The sequence below is a fragment of the Actinoplanes sp. NPDC049802 genome (assembly GCF_040656595.1).
Classification (GTDB): domain Bacteria; phylum Actinomycetota; class Actinomycetes; order Mycobacteriales; family Micromonosporaceae; genus Actinoplanes.
On sequence record NZ_JBFAMR010000034.1, the window covers coordinates 49,025 to 68,281 of the forward strand.

17 protein-coding genes, 1 tRNA gene and 1 pseudogene are annotated in these 19,257 nt (G+C 69.4%); 9 read left to right on the plus strand and 10 right to left on the minus strand.

Features of this window, described 5'->3' with window-relative positions; translation table 11 throughout:
- Positions 1-23: 23 nt before the first annotated feature.
- The 4 genes from AB0I88_RS23550 to AB0I88_RS23565 all read left to right on the plus strand — a co-directional run bounded on the left by AB0I88_RS23550 (position 24) and on the right by AB0I88_RS23565 (position 4,968).
- Positions 24-1,781, plus strand: a complete 1,758-nt coding sequence (locus AB0I88_RS23550) for an ABC transporter substrate-binding protein (protein WP_361028248.1) — start codon at positions 24-26, stop codon at positions 1,779-1,781.
- Between the two features lie 93 nt (positions 1,782-1,874).
- The gene (locus AB0I88_RS23555; RefSeq protein WP_361028251.1) at positions 1,875-2,888 is read left to right on the plus strand and encodes an ABC transporter permease; all 1,014 of its coding nucleotides are present in this window, start codon (positions 1,875-1,877) and stop codon (positions 2,886-2,888) included.
- Positions 2,888-3,931, plus strand: coding sequence for an ABC transporter ATP-binding protein (locus tag AB0I88_RS23560; RefSeq protein WP_361028254.1), 1,044 nt, complete (start codon positions 2,888-2,890; stop codon positions 3,929-3,931). The genes AB0I88_RS23555 and AB0I88_RS23560 overlap by 1 nt, the downstream gene beginning before the upstream one ends.
- Positions 3,928-4,968: a dipeptide ABC transporter ATP-binding protein gene (locus AB0I88_RS23565; protein WP_361028257.1), complete on the plus strand. Its 1,041-nt coding sequence runs from the start codon at positions 3,928-3,930 to the stop codon at positions 4,966-4,968. Before AB0I88_RS23560 ends, AB0I88_RS23565 begins: the two co-directional genes overlap by 4 nt.
- 58 nt (positions 4,969-5,026) lie before the next feature.
- Here AB0I88_RS23565 and AB0I88_RS23570 read toward each other — a convergent pair whose 3' ends face one another.
- From AB0I88_RS23570 to AB0I88_RS23600, 7 genes and pseudogenes are all read right to left on the minus strand, one after another.
- Complete coding sequence (locus AB0I88_RS23570) at positions 5,027-5,902, minus strand: calcium-binding protein (protein ID WP_361028355.1); 876 nt, start codon at positions 5,900-5,902, stop codon at positions 5,027-5,029.
- A gap of 42 nt (positions 5,903-5,944) precedes the next feature.
- Positions 5,945-7,324 carry a calcium-binding protein gene (locus AB0I88_RS23575; protein ID WP_361028260.1) on the minus strand — a complete coding sequence of 460 codons (1,380 nt, stop codon included), beginning with the start codon at positions 7,322-7,324 and terminating at the stop codon, positions 5,945-5,947.
- Between the two features lie 138 nt (positions 7,325-7,462).
- Positions 7,463-9,022 (minus strand): beta-N-acetylhexosaminidase, encoded by a 1,560-nt coding sequence (locus AB0I88_RS23580; protein ID WP_361028263.1) that lies wholly within the window; start codon positions 9,020-9,022, stop codon positions 7,463-7,465.
- Between the two features lie 63 nt (positions 9,023-9,085).
- Positions 9,086-9,328: pseudogene (locus tag AB0I88_RS23585) on the minus strand (hypothetical protein); the annotation flags it as partial.
- Between the two features lie 14 nt (positions 9,329-9,342).
- On the minus strand, positions 9,343-9,984 hold the full coding sequence (locus tag AB0I88_RS23590; RefSeq protein ID WP_361028266.1) for an HNH endonuclease family protein: 642 nt from the start codon (positions 9,982-9,984) through the stop codon (positions 9,343-9,345).
- 62 nt (positions 9,985-10,046) lie between these two features.
- Entirely contained in the window at positions 10,047-11,768 is a 1,722-nt protein-coding gene (leuA, locus tag AB0I88_RS23595) for a 2-isopropylmalate synthase (protein ID WP_361028269.1), read from the minus strand.
- Positions 11,769-11,961: 193 nt separating this feature from the next.
- Complete coding sequence (locus AB0I88_RS23600) at positions 11,962-12,732, minus strand: hypothetical protein (RefSeq protein ID WP_361028272.1); 771 nt, start codon at positions 12,730-12,732, stop codon at positions 11,962-11,964.
- A gap of 161 nt (positions 12,733-12,893) precedes the next feature.
- Between AB0I88_RS23600 and AB0I88_RS23605 the strand changes: the two genes are divergently transcribed.
- Genes AB0I88_RS23605 through cutA form a run of 3 tightly spaced genes read left to right on the plus strand, consistent with a single transcriptional unit; the run spans position 12,894 to position 15,561 of the window.
- On the plus strand, positions 12,894-14,159 hold the full coding sequence (locus AB0I88_RS23605) for an aspartate kinase (RefSeq protein WP_361028275.1): 1,266 nt from the start codon (positions 12,894-12,896) through the stop codon (positions 14,157-14,159).
- An 8-nt stretch (positions 14,160-14,167) separates the two neighbouring features.
- Positions 14,168-15,241, plus strand: a complete 1,074-nt coding sequence (locus AB0I88_RS23610) for an aspartate-semialdehyde dehydrogenase (protein ID WP_361028278.1) — start codon at positions 14,168-14,170, stop codon at positions 15,239-15,241.
- Positions 15,238-15,561 carry a divalent-cation tolerance protein CutA gene (gene cutA / locus AB0I88_RS23615; RefSeq protein ID WP_361028281.1) on the plus strand — a complete coding sequence of 108 codons (324 nt, stop codon included), beginning with the start codon at positions 15,238-15,240 and terminating at the stop codon, positions 15,559-15,561. Before AB0I88_RS23610 ends, cutA begins: the two co-directional genes overlap by 4 nt.
- 1,060 nt (positions 15,562-16,621) lie before the next feature.
- On the opposite strand, the gene pyrE is transcribed toward cutA, so the two are convergent.
- Positions 16,622-17,149, minus strand: coding sequence for an orotate phosphoribosyltransferase (gene pyrE / locus AB0I88_RS23620; protein WP_361028284.1), 528 nt, complete (start codon positions 17,147-17,149; stop codon positions 16,622-16,624).
- A gap of 151 nt (positions 17,150-17,300) precedes the next feature.
- Here pyrE and AB0I88_RS23625 point away from each other — a divergent pair, with 151 nt between their 5' ends.
- Positions 17,301-17,570, plus strand: coding sequence for a hypothetical protein (locus tag AB0I88_RS23625; RefSeq protein ID WP_106320803.1), 270 nt, complete (start codon positions 17,301-17,303; stop codon positions 17,568-17,570).
- Between the two features lie 116 nt (positions 17,571-17,686).
- Here AB0I88_RS23625 and AB0I88_RS23630 read toward each other — a convergent pair.
- Positions 17,687-17,763: transfer RNA gene (locus tag AB0I88_RS23630), tRNA-Pro, on the minus strand.
- Positions 17,764-17,837: 74 nt separating this feature from the next.
- Positions 17,838-18,731 (minus strand): metallophosphoesterase, encoded by an 894-nt coding sequence (locus AB0I88_RS23635; protein ID WP_361028288.1) that lies wholly within the window; start codon positions 18,729-18,731, stop codon positions 17,838-17,840.
- A 25-nt stretch (positions 18,732-18,756) separates the two neighbouring features.
- Between AB0I88_RS23635 and AB0I88_RS23640 the strand changes: the two genes are divergently transcribed.
- A complete protein-coding gene (locus AB0I88_RS23640; RefSeq protein ID WP_361028291.1) occupies positions 18,757-19,209 on the plus strand; it encodes a GatB/YqeY domain-containing protein in 453 nt (150 codons plus the stop codon).
- Positions 19,210-19,257: the final 48 nt, after the last annotated feature.

Sequence of the window (19,257 nt, forward strand, 5' to 3'; positions counted from 1 at the left end):
CACCAGGGAGGTTGCTGAAAGTGATGCGAAAATCGAGAGCGCTGGTGGCCGGTGTGGCCGCTCTGGCGCTTACTCTCTCCGCCGCCGCCTGCGGCGGGAGCGATGACGACAAGGGATCGGACAGTTCCGGCGGGGCCAAGCCGGAGTTCAACGCGGCTCTGACTCAGGTCTTCAACCCGTCGGACAAGAAGGGCGGCACCATCCGCCTGGCGAACTCCGGCGACTGGGACACCCTCGACCCGGGTGAGACCTACTACGGCTACTCGTGGAACTTCCTCCGCCTGTACGGCCGTGGCCTGCTCATGTTCAAGCCGGTTCCGGGCGCCGAGGGCAACACGGTCACTCCCGACCTGGCCGAGGGCCTGGGTACGCCGAGCGACGGCGGCAAGACCTGGACGTACAAGATCCGTAAGGGCGTCAAGTTCGAGGACGGCACCGAGGTCACGTCGAAGGACGTGAAGTACGCGGTGCTCCGTTCCGTCGACAAGGCGACGTTCCCGAACGGCCCGGCGTACTTCGAGGGCTTCCTCAACCTGCCGGAGGGCTACAAGGGCCCGTACAAGTCCAAGGGCGTGAACACCGACTCGGCGATCACCACGCCGGACGACCAGACGATCGTCTTCCACCTGAAGACGGCGTTCGGTGGTTTCGACTACCTGGCCGCGCTGCCGCAGACGGTTCCGGTTCCGGAGGCCAAGGACACCGGCACCAAGTACAAGGAGCACGTGATCTCCACGGGCCCCTACAAGTTCGAGACCAACGAGCTCGGCAAGAGCTTCAAGCTGGTCCGTAACGACCAGTGGGACGCGGCGACCGACCCGAACCGCAAGGCGCTGCCGGACGCGTACGAGGTTCAGCTGAACGTCAACGCGGACGACATCGACAACCGGCTGCTCTCCGGCGACCTGGACGTCGACGTGGTGGGCACCGGCGTGCAGCCGGCGACCCTCGGCCGCGTGGTCGGCGACCCGACCCTGAAGGCGAGCACGGACAACCCCACCCTGGCCCGGCTCTGGTACACCTCGATCAACCCGACGGTGGCCCCGCTGGACAACATCGACTGCCGTAAGGCCATCGAGTACGCCGCGGACAAGGTCGCCTACCAGACCGCGTACGGCGGCCCGCTCGCCGGTGGTGACATCACCGGCACGCTGCTGCCCCCGATGATCCCGGGTTACGAGAAGTTCGACCTGTACCCCTCGGCCGACGGCACCGGTGACGTCGCCAAGGCCAAGGAGCACCTGGCCGCGTGTGGTCAGCCGAACGGCTTCGAGACCAACATCGCGTACCGGGCCGAGCGCCCGAAGGAGAAGGCGACCGCCGAGGCGCTGCAGCAGTCGCTGGCCCGGGTCGGCATCAAGCTCACGCTGAAGCCGTTCCCGCAGGGTGACTACTTCTCCCAGTACGCCGGCAACCCGCCGTACGTGAAGAACAACAAGCTGGGCCTGAACCTGAACGGCTGGGGCGCGGACTGGAACGACGGCTTCGGCTTCCTGTCGCAGATCGTGGACAGCCGGGTCATCCGGGAGACCGGTGGCTCGTCCAACACCAGCGTCCGGATCCCCGAGGTCGACAAGCTCCTCGACCAGGCCTCCGCGGAGACCGACACCGCGAAGCGTGACGCCTACTGGGGCCAGATCGACAAGCGCGTCATGGAGGAGGCTGTCATCCTTCCCGGCGTCGTCGCGAAGAGCCTGCTCATCCGCCCGAAGACGCTGACCAACGTCTTCGTCAGCGACGCGTACAACATGTACGACTACCTGTCGCTGGGTGTCGCGTAACCCGTCCCAACTCGCACTACACCTCGATAGGTAGGTGAAGGCAGCAGGCGGCCGGCCCGGAGACCCCGGGCCGGCCGTCCTCAGCCGGACTCTGTGATCACATACATCATCAGGCGTCTCTTCGCGGCAGTCATGCTGCTCTTCATCATCAGCGCCGCCACCTTCGGGATCTTCTACCTGATCCCACGGCTCGTCGGAGCCACTCCGGAAACGCTGGCGACCCGCTACGTGGGCCGTGCCGCGACACCGGAGACGGTCAACCTGATCGCCGAGAAACTGGGCTTCTACGACCCGCTCTGGCTGCAGTACGGGCACTGGGTGAAGGCCATCTTCACCGGCGCCGACTACGACCTGGGCGCGACGGTCGAGCACTGCCCGGCCCCGTGTTTCGGCTACTCGTTCATCACGAAGCAGCCGGTCTGGCCCGAGTTGATCGACCGTCTCCCGGTGACCCTGTCGCTGGCCATCGGCGCCGCGATCCTCTGGCTGCTCCTCGGTCTCTCCATCGGCACGCTGTCGGCGCTGCGCCGGGGCTCCTTCCTGGACCGGGCCGCGATGACCTTCTCGCTGGCCGGCGTCTCGCTGCCGATCTTCTTCACCGGCATGGTGTCGCTGCTGCTGTTCAGCTACACGCTCGGCTGGACCGCGCCCGGTGGTACCTACACCCCGTTCACCGAGAATCCCGGCGAATGGGCGTACGCCCTGATCCTGCCGTGGGCGGTGCTCGCCCTGCAGTTCTCCGCCCAGTACGCCCGGCTCACCCGGGCAGGAATGCTGGAGACCATGGGTGAGGACTACATCCGGACGGCGCGGGCGAAGGGCCTGCGGGAACGGGATGTCAACGTCAGGCACGGCCTGCGCGCCGCTCTCACCCCGATCCTGACCATTTTCGGTCTCGACTTCGGTCTGCTGCTGGGCGGCGCCGTGCTCACAGAGTCGGTGTTCTCGCTGCCCGGCCTGGGCAAGTACGCGGTTGACGCGATCACCAACAACGACCTGCCGAAGGTGCTCGGCGTGACCCTGATGGCCGCGATCTTCGTGGTCGTCGCCAACCTGATCGTGGACCTGCTCTATGCGGTCGTCGACCCGAGAGTGAGGCTGGGCTGATGCCGGACGGGCAGGCTTTCCTCGAGGTCAAGGACCTCAAGATTCACTTCCCCACCGACGACGGCCTGGTTCGCAGCGTCGACGGGCTGAGTTTCCAACTGGAGCGCGGCAGGACCCTCGGCATCGTGGGCGAGTCGGGCTCCGGCAAGTCGGTGACCAGCCTCGGCATCCTGGGGATCTACAACCACCGGAACTCGAAGATCTCCGGGGAGATCTGGCTGGACGGCAAGGAGCTCGTCTCGGCCGGCCAGGAGGACGTGCGCAAGCTGCGCGGCAACCAGATGGCGATGATCTTCCAGGATCCGCTGTCGGCCATGCACCCGTACTACACGGTCGGTCATCAGATCGTGGAGGCGTACCGGGTCCACCACAACGTCTCCAAGAAGGTGGCCCGCAAGCACGCGGTCGACATGCTGGGCCGGGTCGGCATCCCGCAGCCGGACCGCCGGGTCGACGACTACCCGCACCAGTTCTCCGGTGGTATGCGACAGCGCGCGATGATCGCGATGGCGCTGGTCAACGACCCGAAGCTGCTGATCGCCGACGAGCCCACCACGGCTCTGGACGTGACCGTCCAGGCACAGATCATGGACCTGATGCACGACCTGCAGGCCGAGTTCAACTCCGCCCTCATCGTGATCACCCACGACCTCGGCGTGGTGGCCGAGCTGGCCGACGACGTGCTGGTCATGTACGGCGGCCGGTGCATCGAGTACGCCTCCGCCGCCACCATCTTCGAGCGGCCCGAGCACCCGTACACCTGGGGTCTGCTCGGCTCGATGCCGCGGATGGACCGGCCGGTGCAGGAGCGGCTCGTGCCGATCGCCGGCTCCCCGCCCTCGCTGATCAACCTGCCGAAGGGCTGCGCTTTCAGCCCGCGTTGCGCTTTCGAGGAGCGCACCGGTGGTCTGGGCCTTACCGTGCCGCCCGAGCTGAACCGGGCCGGCGGCACCAACCACCTGGTCCGCTGCCACCTGCCCACCGAGGAGCGGCAGCGGCTCTGGCTGGAAGAAGTGAAACCGAAGCTGGAGGCCCAGTCATGAGCCAAGAGGCTCTGCTCTCCGTCAAAGGGCTGGAGAAGCACTTCCCGATCGTCAAGGGCCTGTTGCGGCGCCAGATCGGCGCGGTGCGCGCGGTCGACGGCGTCGACTTCGAGGTATTCAAGGGCGAGACGCTGGGCCTGGTCGGCGAGTCCGGATGTGGCAAGTCGACCACCGGCCGGCTGCTCACCCGGCTCCTCGAACCGACCGGCGGGTCGATCACCTTCGAGGGCCGGGACATCTCGCACCTGGGTCAGGGCAAGCTGCGCCCGCTCCGGCGGGACATGCAGATGATCTTCCAGGACCCGTTCTCGTCGCTGAACCCGCGGCACACCGTCGGCACCATCGTCGGGGCGCCGCTGCGGATCCAGAACGTCAAGACCGAGCACGGCGTCAAGCGGGCCGTGCAGGACCTGCTCAAACTGGTCGGCCTCAACCCGGAGCACTACAACCGGTACCCGCACGAGTTCTCCGGCGGTCAGCGGCAGCGCATCGGCATCGCCCGTACGCTGGCGCTGCGCCCGAAGATGATCGTCGCCGACGAGCCGGTCTCCGCCCTCGACGTTTCGATCCAGGCCCAGGTGGTGAACCTGCTCGAGGACCTGCAGAGCGAGTTCGACCTGACGTACGTCTTCATCGCGCACGACCTGTCGGTGGTCAAGCACATCTCGGACCGGGTCGCGGTCATGTACCTCGGCAAGATCGTCGAGATCGCCGACCGGGACGACCTGTACAGCAGCGCGCGTCACCCGTACACCGTCGCTCTGATGTCGGCCGTGCCGGTGCCGGACCCGGTCCGGCGTGATCGCGCGCAGCGCGAGCGGGTGCTGCTCACCGGCGACGTGCCGAGCCCGATCAACCCGCCGTCCGGGTGCCGCTTCCGCACCCGCTGCTGGAAGGCGCAGGACATCTGCGCGACCGAGGAGCCGCCGCTGGTCGAGCGGTTCGGCGACCCGTCCTCCCACCTGACCGCCTGTCACTTCCCGGTGACCGACGACGAGGTGGTGGCGGGCCGCCGCCCGGCCGTCGGCAAAGCCTGAGAGGTACGAAGAAGGCCGCTCCCGGCTCGGGAGCGGCCTTCCGCGTGTTTCGGGGGCATCAGTCGAGCAGGTCGTGCTCCTTGAGCGCCGGAATGCTGAACGGCTTGGAGTACTCACAGTTCAGCACGGTGTCGGCGGGCGCGGTGCCGGCGAAGCAGTTGTCGCCGGTCGCGGTGGCGTCGGGGCCGCCGTCCAGGAGGTCGACGTTGCCGTCCACGACGTCCCCGGGCATGCCGTGGTCGTCGGCGTACCCGCCGAACAGCGCGTCGTCGCCGGCCTCGCCGTGGACCGTGTCGAGGCCGTCGCCGGCGTCCAGGGCGTCGTCGCCGCCGGCGCCGCGGATGGTGTCGTCACCGGCGAGGCCGGCGATCCGGTTGCCGCCGCCGTTGCCGGTCAGCACGTCGTTGTGGGTGGAGCCGAAGATGTGCTCCACGTCCGCGCCGACGGTGTCGCGCTCGCCGGCCTTGCCGTCGTCGGCGACGCCGTCGAGGTCGACGGTGACCGGTCCGCTGTGGGCGGAGTAGTTCACCAGGTCCGAGCCGGTGCCACCGAGCATGAGGTCGGTGCCCGCGCCGGCGTCGAATCGGTCGTCACCGGCGCCGCCGTAGAGCTTGTCGTTGCCGCCGTAGGTGTCGCGGAGCAGGTCGTCGCCGCCCCCGCCGACCAGGACGTCGTTGCCGTTCTGGCCTTCCAGCAGGTCGGGGCCGTTGCCGCCGGTCAGCCGGTCGTCGCCCCAGCCACCGGAGAGACCCTCGATCCCGGTGAGGGTGTCGCCCTCGCCTTTGCGGCCGTCGTCGCGCTTGCCGCTGTCGGAGTCGGCGGTGACCGCCTTCCGGCGGTGGAAGTAGGAGACCTCGTCGGCACCGGCGCCGCCGTTGATCAGGTCCGCGTCGGCCGAGCCGGTGTCCTTGCCCTGGGAGTGGTGGTCAGCCAGGTGCGACGAGACATATGTGTGTCCTTCCCCGTACGAATGCCTTCAGCTCTCGCAGTTGACCGCGGTGTCCTCGTCGGCGTTGTAACTGCACGCGTCACCGGACGCGTGCACCCCGCCGTCGAGGACGTCGTGGCCGCCGTCGGCGGCGGTGGTCGGCTCGCTGCCGGCGATGAGCCGGTCGTTGCCCACGCCGCCCATGATCTTGTCCGCGCCCTCGTCGCCGCCGATGATGACGTTGTTCGCGGCGTTGCCGATCAGGGTGTCCGAGCCCCAGCCGCCGGTCAGGTTCTCGATGTCGGTGCCGACCGTGTCGTGCTCGCCCTTCGCGCCGTCGTCGCCGGCGCTGCCGTCCAGGTCGACGGTGATCGGCTCCCAGTAGGCGTGGTAGTCGGCCAGGTCCACGCCCGGGCCGCCGGTCAGCACGTCGCCGTAGAGCTTCTCGGTGTCGTGGTGCACCGACTCGTCGCCGGTCAGGATGTCGTTGCCGGCGCCGCCGTTCAGCTTGTCGCGACCCGTCTCGCCGAAGAGACGGTCGGCGCCGCCCTGCCCGTAGAGGCGGTCGTTACCGCCGCCGCCCCTCAGCACGTCCGCTTGGGCGGTGCCGGTCAGGGTGTCGTTGCCCGCGCCGCCGGTGAGGTTCTCGACATCGGTGGCGATGGTGTCCTTTCCGCCCTTGATGCCGTCGTCACCCTTGACCCCGTCGGCGTCGGCGGTGACGGCCTTCTTGGCGTCGGAGTAGTCGACCACGTCGACGCCGTCGCCGCCGCCGAAGTAGTCCGACTCGGTGCGGCCGCTCGCGAAGATCGAGTCGTTGCCGCTGGAACCGTAGAGCTTGTCCTTGCCGGCGCTCTCCCGCAGCGTGTCGTTGCCGGTGCCGCCGTTGGAGCGGTCGTTGCCGCTGCCGTCGTCCAGCCTGTCGGCGCCCTCACCGCCGTCGAGGATGTCGTTGCCGCTCTCGCCGTACAGCCAGTCGTTGTGGTCCCCGCCGGCGATCGTGTCGTTGCCCTTGCCGCCGTGCAGGTAGTCCCGCCCGGTGCCGCCGGACAGATGGTCGTTGCCGGTGGAGCCGAACGCGTACACGACCATGCCGGTCTTGTTGAACAGTTGGTCGTTCCTGCTGCCGAGGCGGATGCTCGCGTATCTCACGCCGGCGCAGGTGACCCTGGTCCTGTCGCCTGCCACCGCCTTGCAGCCCTTGCCGGCCTTGATCCGGTATTTGTCGTCGATGGTCACCGTGCCGCCGGATTCGGTGATCACCACCTGGTTGGCGAGGCCGCTGCCGGCCTGGTAGACGAGCTTGACGCCGGCGACCGAGGCGACGCCGGCCGACGCGGCCAGTGCCGGTGCGGCGCCCATCGCCGTGACCGCGGTGGTGCCGATCAGAGCCACTCCGGCTCGGGTGAGCCAGGTGAGACGAGACACGGTGTTTCCTTCCCCGTCCGGAACAGTTCATCGATTGTCACGAGATCGTGAGGAGCGACGCTACGTTTCGGTACCGTCCCGTCGGAGGAGGGGGACGGTTCCCGGTGAGACGGAGCGAACGTCCTCCCGGTTACACCGTCATGACCAACGGATCTGCGGAGACCGATGGAACCTCACGCCGGCCCGGACCCAGCGCGGGCCGTAAGCGCCCAACCTGGCACGAAAGAACGGCCAGTCGTGCGCCGAGCGTGGTGACCAGCCCAGCTCGGCGATCGCCACGAGACGCGGAAAGGCCAGGAACTCGATGTCGTCGCTGTCGCGCAGGGTCTCCGACCAGAGCGGCGCCTCAACCCCCAAAACCGCCTCCTCCGGTACGCCGGACAGAAGGCGCCCCGGATCCCAGCTGTACGCGGTACGAACCTCGATGTACCCGGCCCAGTCGAGCCCGCCCGGAGTGAGCATGTCGTACTTCATGTCGAGATAGGACCGGTTCGCCGGGGAGAGGACGACGCGGGCGCCGGCCGCGACGGCGGTCGTCACCGAGGGGCTGCTCCGCTCCCGGCCCCAGAACTGGATCACCGCGTCGCCCGCGGCGGGGGACTGTGCGATCTCGTGCCAGCCGTACGGGATCTTGCCGTGCGCGCGGACCATCGGCAGCACCCGCTTCTGGAAGGTCAGGTAGCTGCCGTGCGGCGTCGACATCGCCTCGTCACCGCCGATGTGCAGGTACGGTCCCGGCGTCATCTCGGCCAGCTCGCGGATCACGTCCTCGGCGAACCGGTAGGTGATGTCGGCGGAGACGCAGAGGGAGCTGTATCCGACCCGCATGTCGGTCCGCGGCCGTGGCGCCTTCCCGTCACAGGTGAGCGAGGGGTAGGCGACCTGCGCGGCGTTCACGTGACCGGGCATGTCGATCTCGGGGACGATCGTGATGAACCGGTCGGCGGCGTACCGGACCAGCTGTCGGTAGTCGTCCTTGGTGAGGAAGCCGCCGCCCTCGCCGCCCACCCCGGTGCCGGGTGCGCCGCCCACCTCGGTGAGTCTCGGCCAGCTGTCGATCCGGATGCGCCAGCCCTGGTCGTCACTCAGATGCAGATGCAGGTGATTGACCTTGAAGCGGCTGAGCTGGTCGATGTACCGGCGGACCTCGGCCGGCTCGTGGAAGTGGCGGGCCAGATCCAGCATGGCGCCGCGGTACGCGTACCGCGGCCGGTCGACGATCCGCCCACCCGGCAGCGACCAACGGCCGCGCTGCGGGGTCGCCGCCTCGATCTCCGGCGGCAGCAGCTGGCGCAACGTCTGCGTGCCGGCGAACAACCCGGCCGGCCCGGTGGCCCGCAACTCCACCCGGTCCGCGCCGATGTCCAGCCGGTAGCCCTCCGGCGGATGGCCCGGCTCCAGGATCAGCGCGATGGCCGCCTCGTCGCCCTCGGCCCGCACCGGCAGCGGAAAGCCGGTCGCCGGGCGGAGCGCCGACGCCAGCCGCCCGGCCACCGCGGCGGCCGGGCCGGAAGCGACGATCACAGTCCGCCGGGTGAGCCGGAAGGTGACGCCAGGGTCCGGCGCCGCCTCGGCCACCGCGGGCAGCACACTGGACAGCGCGATCACCGGCCGGGCGGGCGACGGACCCGACGAGGCGGCGACCGTCACCAGCGGCAGAGCGGTGACCGATACGACGGCCAGGCGGATCAGTCTCACCCGCCCGACCGTACCCATCGATCACCAGGCCGCCTCGCTCCTGCCCCCCTTATGAAACAGACGCTAGCCGTCGGGGCGGTTCAGCAGACCCACCGCGACGGCGTGCACCGCGTCGAGGGCCGACGGATCAGCGAGCGGCGCCGCGCCACCGGTCACCGTGTACCACTCGTCCGCGTCCTTGTAGCGCACACGCAGGACGGCCCGGCCGCCGGTGAACTCGGTCCGCAAGGTGAGCTCGCCGGTGACGACCCCGACCTCGTCGGTCATCACCCCGCCCGGGCCGGGCACGATGTCGGTGGTGCGGCTCTGCTCCTCGGCCATCAGCAGGTCCCCAGCATCTCGGTGAGAGAGTCCCTCTCCTTCTCCGTGACGGTGAGTTTCCAGTAACCCTTCACTTCAATCCAGTCCTGGGCGTAGACACACCAACTGCTCTTCTCCGTAGGTTTCCAGGTCGACGGGTCCTGGTCGCCCTTCGAGCGGTTGGAGGACGCGGACACCGCGATGAGCTGCGGGCGGTCCAGATCGTTCGCGAAGTCGCCGCGCTCGTCCGTGGTCCACCTGTCGGCTCCGGAACGCCAGGCGTTGGCGAGCGGGACCATGTGGTCGATGTCGACCTTGGTGGGTGAGTTCAGCACCTCACCGTCGTACAGGCTGGTCCAGGTGCCGGCCACCACGTTGCAGCCGGAGAACTTGACCTTCTCACCGTCGCGCTTCAGCACGGTGTCCCGGACGTCGCAGTTCTCCCCGGCGTCGCGCCAGTGCGGGAACTTCTCCCGGCTGTAACCCCTCATCGAGCGGGGCTCGGCGACGGTGAGATCGGCCAGCAGATCGGCGGACGCACCGACCCGGCCCGACTCGGGGACCGTCGAGGCGGTGCCCGGGGTGGACTCGACCTCACAGCCGGACAGTAGGAAGGCGGTCAGGACCAGTGGAAACCAGCGAGGGGCGTTACCTGGGGGCACGTACCCCAGAGTAAGGGCGACCCCCGCGCGCCGCAGAGCGCCGCACGCGGGGGAGTGACACCTCAGCCCGCGCGGTTGACCGCGCTGGTCACCGCTTTGATGGACGCGCTCACGATGTTGGCGTCGATGCCGACGCCCCAGACCGCCACGTCGCCGACCTCACACTCCACATAGGCCGCGGCCTGCGCGTCGCCGCCCGAGGTGAGCGCGTGCTCGTTGTAGTCCAGCACCCGCACCTTGATCCCCAGCGGGGCGATGGCCTGCACGAACGCGTCGATCGGGCCGTTGCCGACACCGGCCAGCGAACGGCGTTCCGGGCCGAGGGCCACCTGAGCGTCGATCTCGACCTTGCCGTCGACGGTGGCCGTGCTGTAGCCCGCCACCCGGATCGCCGGGTCCGTCTGGTGCTCGACCAGGTACTCGGAGGCGAAGTAGTCCCACATCTGCTGCGGGGAGACCTCGCCGCCGTCGGAGTCGGTGTGCTGCTGCACCACGCCGGAGAACTCGATCTGCAGCCGCCGCGGCAGATCCAGCTTGTGCTCCTCCTTCATGATGTACGCCACACCACCCTTGCCGGACTGCGAGTTGACCCGGATGACCGCCTCGTAGGTCCGGCCCACGTCCTTCGGGTCGATCGGCAGGTACGGCACACCCCAGGTGAAGTCGTCGATCGGGGTGCCTGCCGCGTCGGCGTCGGCCTCCAGAGCGGTGAAGCCCTTCTTGATCGCGTCCTGGTGCGAGCCGGAGAAGGCGGTGTAGACCAGATCCCCCGCGTACGGGTGACGCTCGTGCACCGGCAGCTGGTTGCAGTACTCGACGGTGCGCTTGATCTCGTCGATGTCGGAGAAGTCGATCTGCGGGTCGATGCCCTGCGAGAACAGGTTCAGCCCCAGGGTCACCAGGTCGACGTTGCCGGTGCGCTCGCCGTTGCCGAACAGGCAGCCCTCGATCCGGTCGGCGCCGGCCAGCAGGCCCAGCTCGGCGGCCGCGACCGCGGTGCCCCGGTCGTTGTGCGGGTGCAGGCTCAGGATGACGCTGTCGCGCCGCGGCAGGTGGCGGTGCATCCACTCGATCGAGTCGGCGTACACGTTCGGCGTGGCCATCTCGACCGTGGCCGGCAGGTTGATGATCAGCGGGCGGGCCGGCGTCGGGTCGATCACGTCGATCACCGCCGAGCAGATCTCCAGCGCGTACTCCAGCTCGGTGCCCGTGTACGACTCCGGTGAGTACTCGTAGAAGATCTCGGTGTCCGGGGTGTGAATCTCCGCATACTTCTGGCAGAGCCGCGCGCCGGTCGTCGCGATGTCGGTGATGCCGTCGGTGTCCAGGCCGAACACCACACGCCGCTGCAGCGTCGAGGTCGAGTTGTAGAAGTGCACGATGGCGCGCTTGGCGCCGCGGATCGACTCGAACGTGCGGTCGATCAGATGCTCCCGGCACTGCACCAGCACCTGGATGGTGACGTCGTCCGGGATGAGGTCCTGCTCGATCAGCTGGCGCACGAAATCGAAGTCGGTCTGGCTCGCCGCCGGGAAGCCGACCTCGATCTCCTTGTAGCCCATCTTCACCAGCAGCATGAACATCCGCCGCTTGCGCTCGGGCGACATCGGATCGATCAGTGCCTGGTTGCCGTCGCGCAGGTCGACCGCGCACCAGCGTGGCGCCTTCTCGGTGACCCGGCTCGGCCACTGCCGGTCGGGCAGCGAGATGGAGAACTGCTTCTGGTACGCCTCATAGCGCTGAAACGGCATGGGGCTGGGCTGCTGAGGGCCGTAAACGGACATGTGGGACTGCTCCAGTCAGGAAGAAGACGAGCAGGCGGCGTGGGTCACCTCCGCGACGAGGTGCCGACCTGGGATGGGGCCTCGTCGCGGCAGCGAAGGAGAAGGTTCACCTGCCACATGTCGCCAGTCACGTTACGTCAAGGGTCTGCGAACGGCTAACCGTTCGCCCGGATCGTGGGAAGAACCACGGCCGCTACGACGGGGCCACCGCACTCGGCTGAACCACCGGCGGCGGACTCGCCATGCCCATCGGCTCACCGGCCACCTCCGGGCCGGGCAACTGCAGCGTGGGCGGTCCGTCCACCTGGCGGACCAGCTTGAGTACGCCGTACTCGACCCGGGCGGCGGTCAGCAGCCCGTCCGGGGAGTAGCAGTAGATGCCGACGTCCACCGGCGGGTCCAGGGCGGCGCTCACCGAGTCGACGGCGTAGCAGGAGCCCTGCGCGCCGGCCAGCGGCCGCACCGCGGACACCACCAGCGGCGCCTTCCGGTCGGTGAAGACGGTCAGCCACTGCCGGAACAGCCGCTGCACCTTCGGGTCGTAGCGGCGCGGCACCTTGTCGCCGCGCTCGGCCACCCGGACACAGGTCGGGCTCACCGGCCGGGCCGGAGTGGTCAGCCCGCACTGGTAGACGCCGGCCGCCACCTTGATGATCGTGACGCCGGCGGTGCCACCGAGCGCGCCGAGCGGGATGTCCACCCGCCAGGTGCCGTCATCGGCGACCGAGGCCACCACGTCACGTGGATTGCCGTCACCGACGTCGAACGTGTAGAGCGCGGCATACCGGCGGTCCTGGGCCATCGCGGCCAGGCCGGCCAGTTCGTCCCGGGCCTCGGGGCCGGGCGGAGCGACGGACGCGGCGGGGGAGACGGTCTCGGAAGCCGCCTCCGGTGTGCTGTCGCCGCCGCAGCCGGCCAGGCCGAGCACCAGCACGGCGATGGTGAACGCGGAGGGAAGGCGCATCGCGACATTCTCGCCCCATACCGTGCGATGCTCCGGCACGACGGCCTCGTCGCCCCGGCGTGTCGCGCCGCCGTGGCCGGAATCTGGGATCGCCTGTCGAGGCTCACGAGTCCCGCGGCTAGGGTGGTGACGATCCGTTTAGCCGAAGGAATGGTTTCGCCGTGGCTCTAGTGGTGCAGAAGTACGGTGGTTCGTCGGTTGCGAACGCCGAGCGCATCAAGCGGGTGGCCGAGCGCATCGTGGCCGCACGGAAAGCCGGCGACGATGTGGTCGTCGTGGTCTCGGCGATGGGTGACACCACCGACGAGCTTCTCGACCTCGCCAACCAGGTCAGCCCGCTGCCGCCCGGCCGCGAGCTGGACATGCTGCTCACCGCCGGCGAGCGGATCTCGATGGCGCTGCTCGCCATGGCGATCCACAACCTGGGCTACGAGGCCCGGTCGTACACCGGCTCCCAGGCCGGCGTGCTGACCACCTCGGTGCACGGCAAGGCACGGATCATCGACGTCACCCCGGGCCGCCTGCGGACCGCGCTGGACGAGGGCGCCATCGCCATCGTCGCCGGTTTCCAGGGCGTCTCGCAGGACACCAAGGACATCACCACGCTGGGCCGCGGCGGTTCGGACACCACGGCCGTCGCCCTGGCCGCGGCGCTGCGCGCCGACGTCTGCGAGATCTACACCGACGTGGACGGCGTGTTCACCGCCGACCCGCGGATCGTGCCGGACGCCAAGCACATCAAGAAGATCACGTACGAGGAGATGCTCGACCTCGCGGCCGGCGGTGCGAAGGTGCTGATGTTGCGATGCGTGGAGTACGCCCGGCGCTTCGGGGTGCCGATCCACGTACGCTCGTCGTACTCGAACAAAGAAGGCACGCTCGTCACCGGATCGATGGAGGACCCTGACGTGGAGAACGCACTGATCACCGGGGTCGCGCACGAGCGCAGCGATGCCAAGATCACGATTGTCGGCGTGCCCGACGAGCCCGGCGCCGCCGGCCGCATCTTCGAGACGGTCGCCCGGGCCGAGATCAACATCGACATGATCGTGCAGAACGTGTCCACCGAGGGCACCGGCCGCACCGACATCTCGTTCACCCTGCCGAAGGCCGACGGCCAGACCGCGATGAACGCGCTCGACAAGATCAAGGACCAGGTCAAGTTCAAGAGCCTGCTCTTCGACGACCACATCGGCAAGGTCTCGCTGGTCGGCGCCGGCATGCGCTCGCACCCCGGTGTCGCCGCCGAGTTCTTCGCCACCATCGGCGCGGCCGGCGTCAACATCGAGATGATCTCCACCTCGGAGATCCGGGTCTCGGTCGTCTGCCGTGACACCGACCTCGACACCGCCGTGCGCGCCGTGCACGCCGCGTTCGACCTCGGCAGCAACGAGGAAGCCGTCGTCTACGGCGGTACCGGCCGGTAGCCCGGGCGATGGCGCAGCCCACGCTCGCCGTCGTCGGAGCCACCGGCTCCGTCGGCTCGGTCATGCTCGAGCTGCTCTCGTCCCGGCGCAACGTCTGGGGCGAGATCCGGCTCATCGCGTCGGCGCGGTCCGCCGGCAAGTCGCTGACCTGCCGCGGCGAGCGCCTGGACGTGCGGGAGCTGACCGCCGAGGCATTCGACGGCGTCGACGTGGCGATGTTCGACGTCCCCGATGCGGTGTCCGAGCACTGGGCGCCGATCGCGGTCTCCCGCGGCGTGACCGTGGTGGACAACTCGTCCGCCTTCCGTATGCGGGCGGACGTGCCGCTCGTGGTGCCCGAGGTCAACCGGGAAGCGGTCCGCGAGCGCCCGGCCGGCATCGTCTCCAGCGCCAACTGCACGGTCGCCGCGATGATCATCGCGGTGTCCCCGCTGCACGACGAGTACGGGCTTCGCGAACTGGTCCTGGCGTCCTACCAATCGGCGTCCGGTGCCGGTCAGGCCGGCGTGGACACCCTGCACGACCAGCTCACCAAGGTGGCCGGCGATCGGCTTCTCGGCGGGCGGCCGGGCAACGTCCGCCAGGCCGTCGGCGACGATCTCGGGCCCTTCCCGGCCCCGCTGGCGCTCAACGTGGTGCCCTGGTCCGGTGAGCCGGCCGGCCTCGGCTGGTCCTCGGAGGAGCTGAAACTCCGCAACGAGTCCCGCAAGATTCTCAGTCTGCCGGCTCTCAAGGTCTCCGCCACCTGCGTCCGGGTCCCGGTGGTCACCGGCCACTCGATCGCGGTGCACGCCGTTTTCGCCGCCGAGGTGACCGTGGACGGCGCCCGCCAGGTCCTGCGCAACGCCCCCGGCGTCATCCTGGTCGACGACCCGGAGGCCGGCGAGTTCCCGATGCCGATCGACGCGGTCGGCACCGATCCGTCCTGGGTGGGCCGCATCCGCCGTGCGATGGACGACCCGCGCGCCCTGTCGTTCTTCATCACCGGCGACAACATGCGCAAGGGCGCCGCCCTCAACACCGTCCAGATCGCCGAACTGCTCGCCGCCGAACTGGCCAAACGCCCCGACACCTCCTCATGACCGGCATCTGCGAGGTGATCATCACGGCGGCCGACCCGCAGTGGCTGGCCGCCTTCACCCGCCGCCTCATCGAGGACCGCCTGGCCGCCTGCGGCCAGCAGATCACCGCGATCCGCTCGCTCTACCGCTGGGACGGCGCCATCCAGGACGATCCCGAGGCCCGGGTCGCCCTGCACACCCGAACCGACCTGGTCCCCCTCATCGTCGAACGCGCCGACACGGAACACCCCTACGACGTGCCGTGCGTCATCGCGCTGCCGATCACCGCCGCCAACCCGGCCTATGTGGACTGGGTCCACGCGGAAACCCGCGCCCCCTGAGCCGTCACTTCCGATCAAAACCCCTTTCCGGTACGGCAGAGCCGCGATCCCCTGCCGCCCCCACCCCGTGCCGCGCCCACCGGGCTGAGATCGGTGGTCACCCTCTCGTATGCGGCCGAGCACCTCCCACCCTCAGCGCGACGCACGCAGCGTGACCGGCTTACGGCCGTGACCGGCTTACGGCCGTGACCGGCTTACGGCCGTGACCGGCTTACGGCCGTGACCGGCTTACGGCCGTGACCGGCTTACGGCCGCGACCGGCTTACGGCCGCGACCGGCTTACGGCCGCGACCGACCGGAACCGCGCCGAGCGGGCCGCCCCTACCGGCGAAGATCGCGTCATGGCGCAGGTGGCTTGGGCCGGGGACTCCGAAGCGGACAGGTCGGATGTCCCGGATGATGCCGTGTCGCCCGGTGGACGGAGGGTCGGCGGTCAGAGCGATGTGTGCTTTGAGAACGCGACACCCGTGGTGGGTGTGATGACACCCGTTGCGGGTGTCATGACTCCGGGACACATATGGCCGTGATCCGTGTCCCGTCTCCTCGGATGGGGCGGGGCTCGTTTCCGGGTGAGCTGCGACCTCCCTGTGATCATCGCGGTGGTCCCGCGTCTGGGCTGGTCAGTGCCACCGGGTGGCGCTCATGGACAGCGTCGGGGGCCGTCGGCGGTCGCCGAGATTCATCGCGCGGCCGGCCGGATCCCTTCGGTTGGCCGTCAGAGTGGCCTCAGGACGCTTGAAGGAGCGCATGACAGCCAGCCCCGCACGAGACCGGTCGCTGAGCGGACAGTCCAGCGGCGGCAGAGGAGCTTAGGGACCGCGCGGCCGGGCCTGCGGCAGGGTAGGGACGAGCGGTCGGGCCTGCGGCAGGGGGAGGGGAACGCCTGCCGGGCCCGCGGGAGCATCGATCTCAGCCCGGCGGGCGCGGCACAGGCAGGGCCCGGCAGAGGCTTGCGGGGCGCCTCGGGTGCGGGTTGGTGCGGTTGACCGGCGGTTCCGCCCGTACCGGGAAGGGTTGGCTCTGTCGCGGGCCCTGGGCGGGCCCGCGAGCTCGGCGATCGTCAGGCGGCGGCGTCGAGGTCGGCCCGGGTGAGGAGGGCCCGGAGGGTGATGCCTTCGGCTGCGAGGGCTTGGCTGCCGCCCTCCTGACGGTCGATGACGCAGAGCGCGTGGTCCACGTGGGCGCCCAGCTTGCGGAGGTCGTTGGTGGAGAGGACGACCTGGCCGCCGGAGGTGACCACGTCTTCGACGATGAGGACGCGGCGGCCGGCCACTTCGGCGCCTTCGGCGAGGCGGGCGGTGCCGTACTGCTTGGCCTGCTTGCGGACGAAGGCGGTGGGCAGGTTGGCGTGCCGGGCGAGGGCGGTCACCACGGCGATGCCGCCCATCTCCAGGCCGGCGAGGACCTCGGTGCCTTCGGGGATGAGCACGGCGAGGCGTTCGGCGAGCCGGTCGAGCAGGATCGGGTCGGCCTCGAACTGGTACTTGTCGAAGTATTCGGTCGCGGTCCGGCCGGAGCGGAGGGTGAACTCGCCGGTGAGGCGGCTCACGCTGCGGACCTGGCGGGCGAGGTCGCTGGAGTCTGTCACAAGGTCCCAGCTTGTCAGGCCGACGGCGGCGGGCGGAAGCCGCCCCTCACGGTCACCCGTTGGCGTACTTGATCTCCGGAATACCGCAACGTATGCCTGTTTAGTGTAGCTTTCGCCTGATTAGTGGCTTGCGCCCCGGAAGGATAGTTCTGTGACACCCTTCGCGATGCTCTTCCTGCTCGCTCTCGCCGGATCGTCATGCTTTGCGCTCGGCCGCGCGCTGGGCCGTGGCGAGCGCTACGAGCGTGGTTACCGGGAGGGCTTCCGTGACGGCGAGACCGGCTCCCTGGCCCGCGCCACCCGGCTCATGCAACTCTCCGAGCGTCCGTCGATCGCCCCGGTGGTGGAGTCGATGATCGGGCCCTACGCCGTCCCCCAGCAGATGGCCCCGCGAACCGTCGGGCCGCAGCTGGCCCTCTGAGATCCAGCCGGCCGGGCTCCGGCTCCCCCGAGAGCCCGGCGCCGTCGTGACCGGCCCGGAAACGGATCAGGGCCGGCTCTCCGTTTCCGGAGACCGGCCCTCACCTGCTGCAACTCTGGTCGGGGTGGCGGGATTTGAACCCACGGCCTCTTCGTCCCGAACGAAGCGCGCTACCAAGCTGCGCCACACCCCGTCGCTGCGAGATAAATACTAGCGGAGGCTTCGGGGGGTCCCACAACCGGTATCCCGAAAACGGAAAACCGCAGGTCAGCGCGGGATCAGAGTGAGCAACGAGGCCTCCGGGCGGCAGGCGAAGCGGATCGGCGCGGTGGGGTGCGTGCCCAGCCCGGCCGAGACGTGCAGGAAGGCGTCCGAGTCCGGCCAGCGGTGCAGACCCTTCGCCATCGAGGTGGGCAGGTCACAGTTGGTGGTGAGCGCCCCGTAGCCCGGAACGCAGACCTGGCCGCCGTGCGTGTGACCGGCCAGCAGCAGGGTGAACCCGTCCGCGGCCATCGGATCCAGCACCCGCTTGGCCGGGGTGTGGGTGACGCCGAGGTGCAGATCGGCGCCGTTGCTGATCGGCCCGGCCACCGAGGGGTAGTCGTCCCGCTCGATGTGCGGATCGTCGACCCCGGCCATCTCGATCGAGCGGCCGCCGGCTTTCACGATGGTGCGGGCGTTGTTGAGGTCGGCCCACCCGGCGTCCACGAAACAGGCGCGCAGGTCCTCGGCCGGCAGGTCGGTGCCCTGCACGTAATCCCGGTCCGGCATCAGGTACTGGAGCGGGTTCTTCCAGACCGGGCCGCGGTAGTCGTTGGAGCCGAAGACGAAGGCGCCGGGCAGGGCGAGCAGCGGGTCGAGGGCACGCAGCACGCCGGGGATCGCGTCCGGGTCGGCCATGTTGTCGCCGGTGACCACCACCAGGTCCGGGTCGGTGCCGGCCAGCGCGGCCACCCAGTCCTGCTTGCGCCGTTGCCCGGGCATCATGTGCAGGTCGCTCAGATGGAGGATGCGCAGCGGTTCGGCATCGGGCTCCAGCACCGGCACGTCGACGCGCCGGAGGACGAACATGTTGCGTTCGACGAGCGAGGCATAGGCGAGCGTCGCGCCGCCCAGCGCGGTCAGAGCGGCGGCGGCCGAAATAAGGGAGCGCTTACGCATGCCCGCAAGGGTAGTTTCTCCGTCCATGGGAACGTTGAAAGACCGCCTGAACGATGACCTGCACGCCGCCATGAAGTCCCGGGACGACCTGATCACGTCGACGCTGCGGATGGCCCTGGCCGCGGTGCGGACCGCCGAGGTGGCCGGCAAGGAGGCCCGCGAGCTCACCGACGCCGAGGTGCTGGCGGTGCTGACCAAGGAGGCGAAGAAGCGCCGCGAGGCGGCGACCGCCTTCGCCGACGCGGGACGCGGCGAGCAGGCGGCCAAGGAGACGGCCGAGGGCGAGGTGCTGGAGGGCTACCTGCCGAAGCAGCTCACCGACGCGGAGATCGCCGAGTTGGTGACCCGGGTGCTGGCCGAGGGTGGTTTCACCGGCAAGGCGCAGCTGGGTCTGGCCATGAAGGCCGTTCAGGCGGCCGTGGCGGGGCGCGCGGAGGGCGGCCGGGTGGCGGCCGAGGTGCGGCGTCAGCTGGGCTGAGAGACGAACAGAACGGGCGGGAGAGTGGCTCTCCCGCCCGTTGCGCTG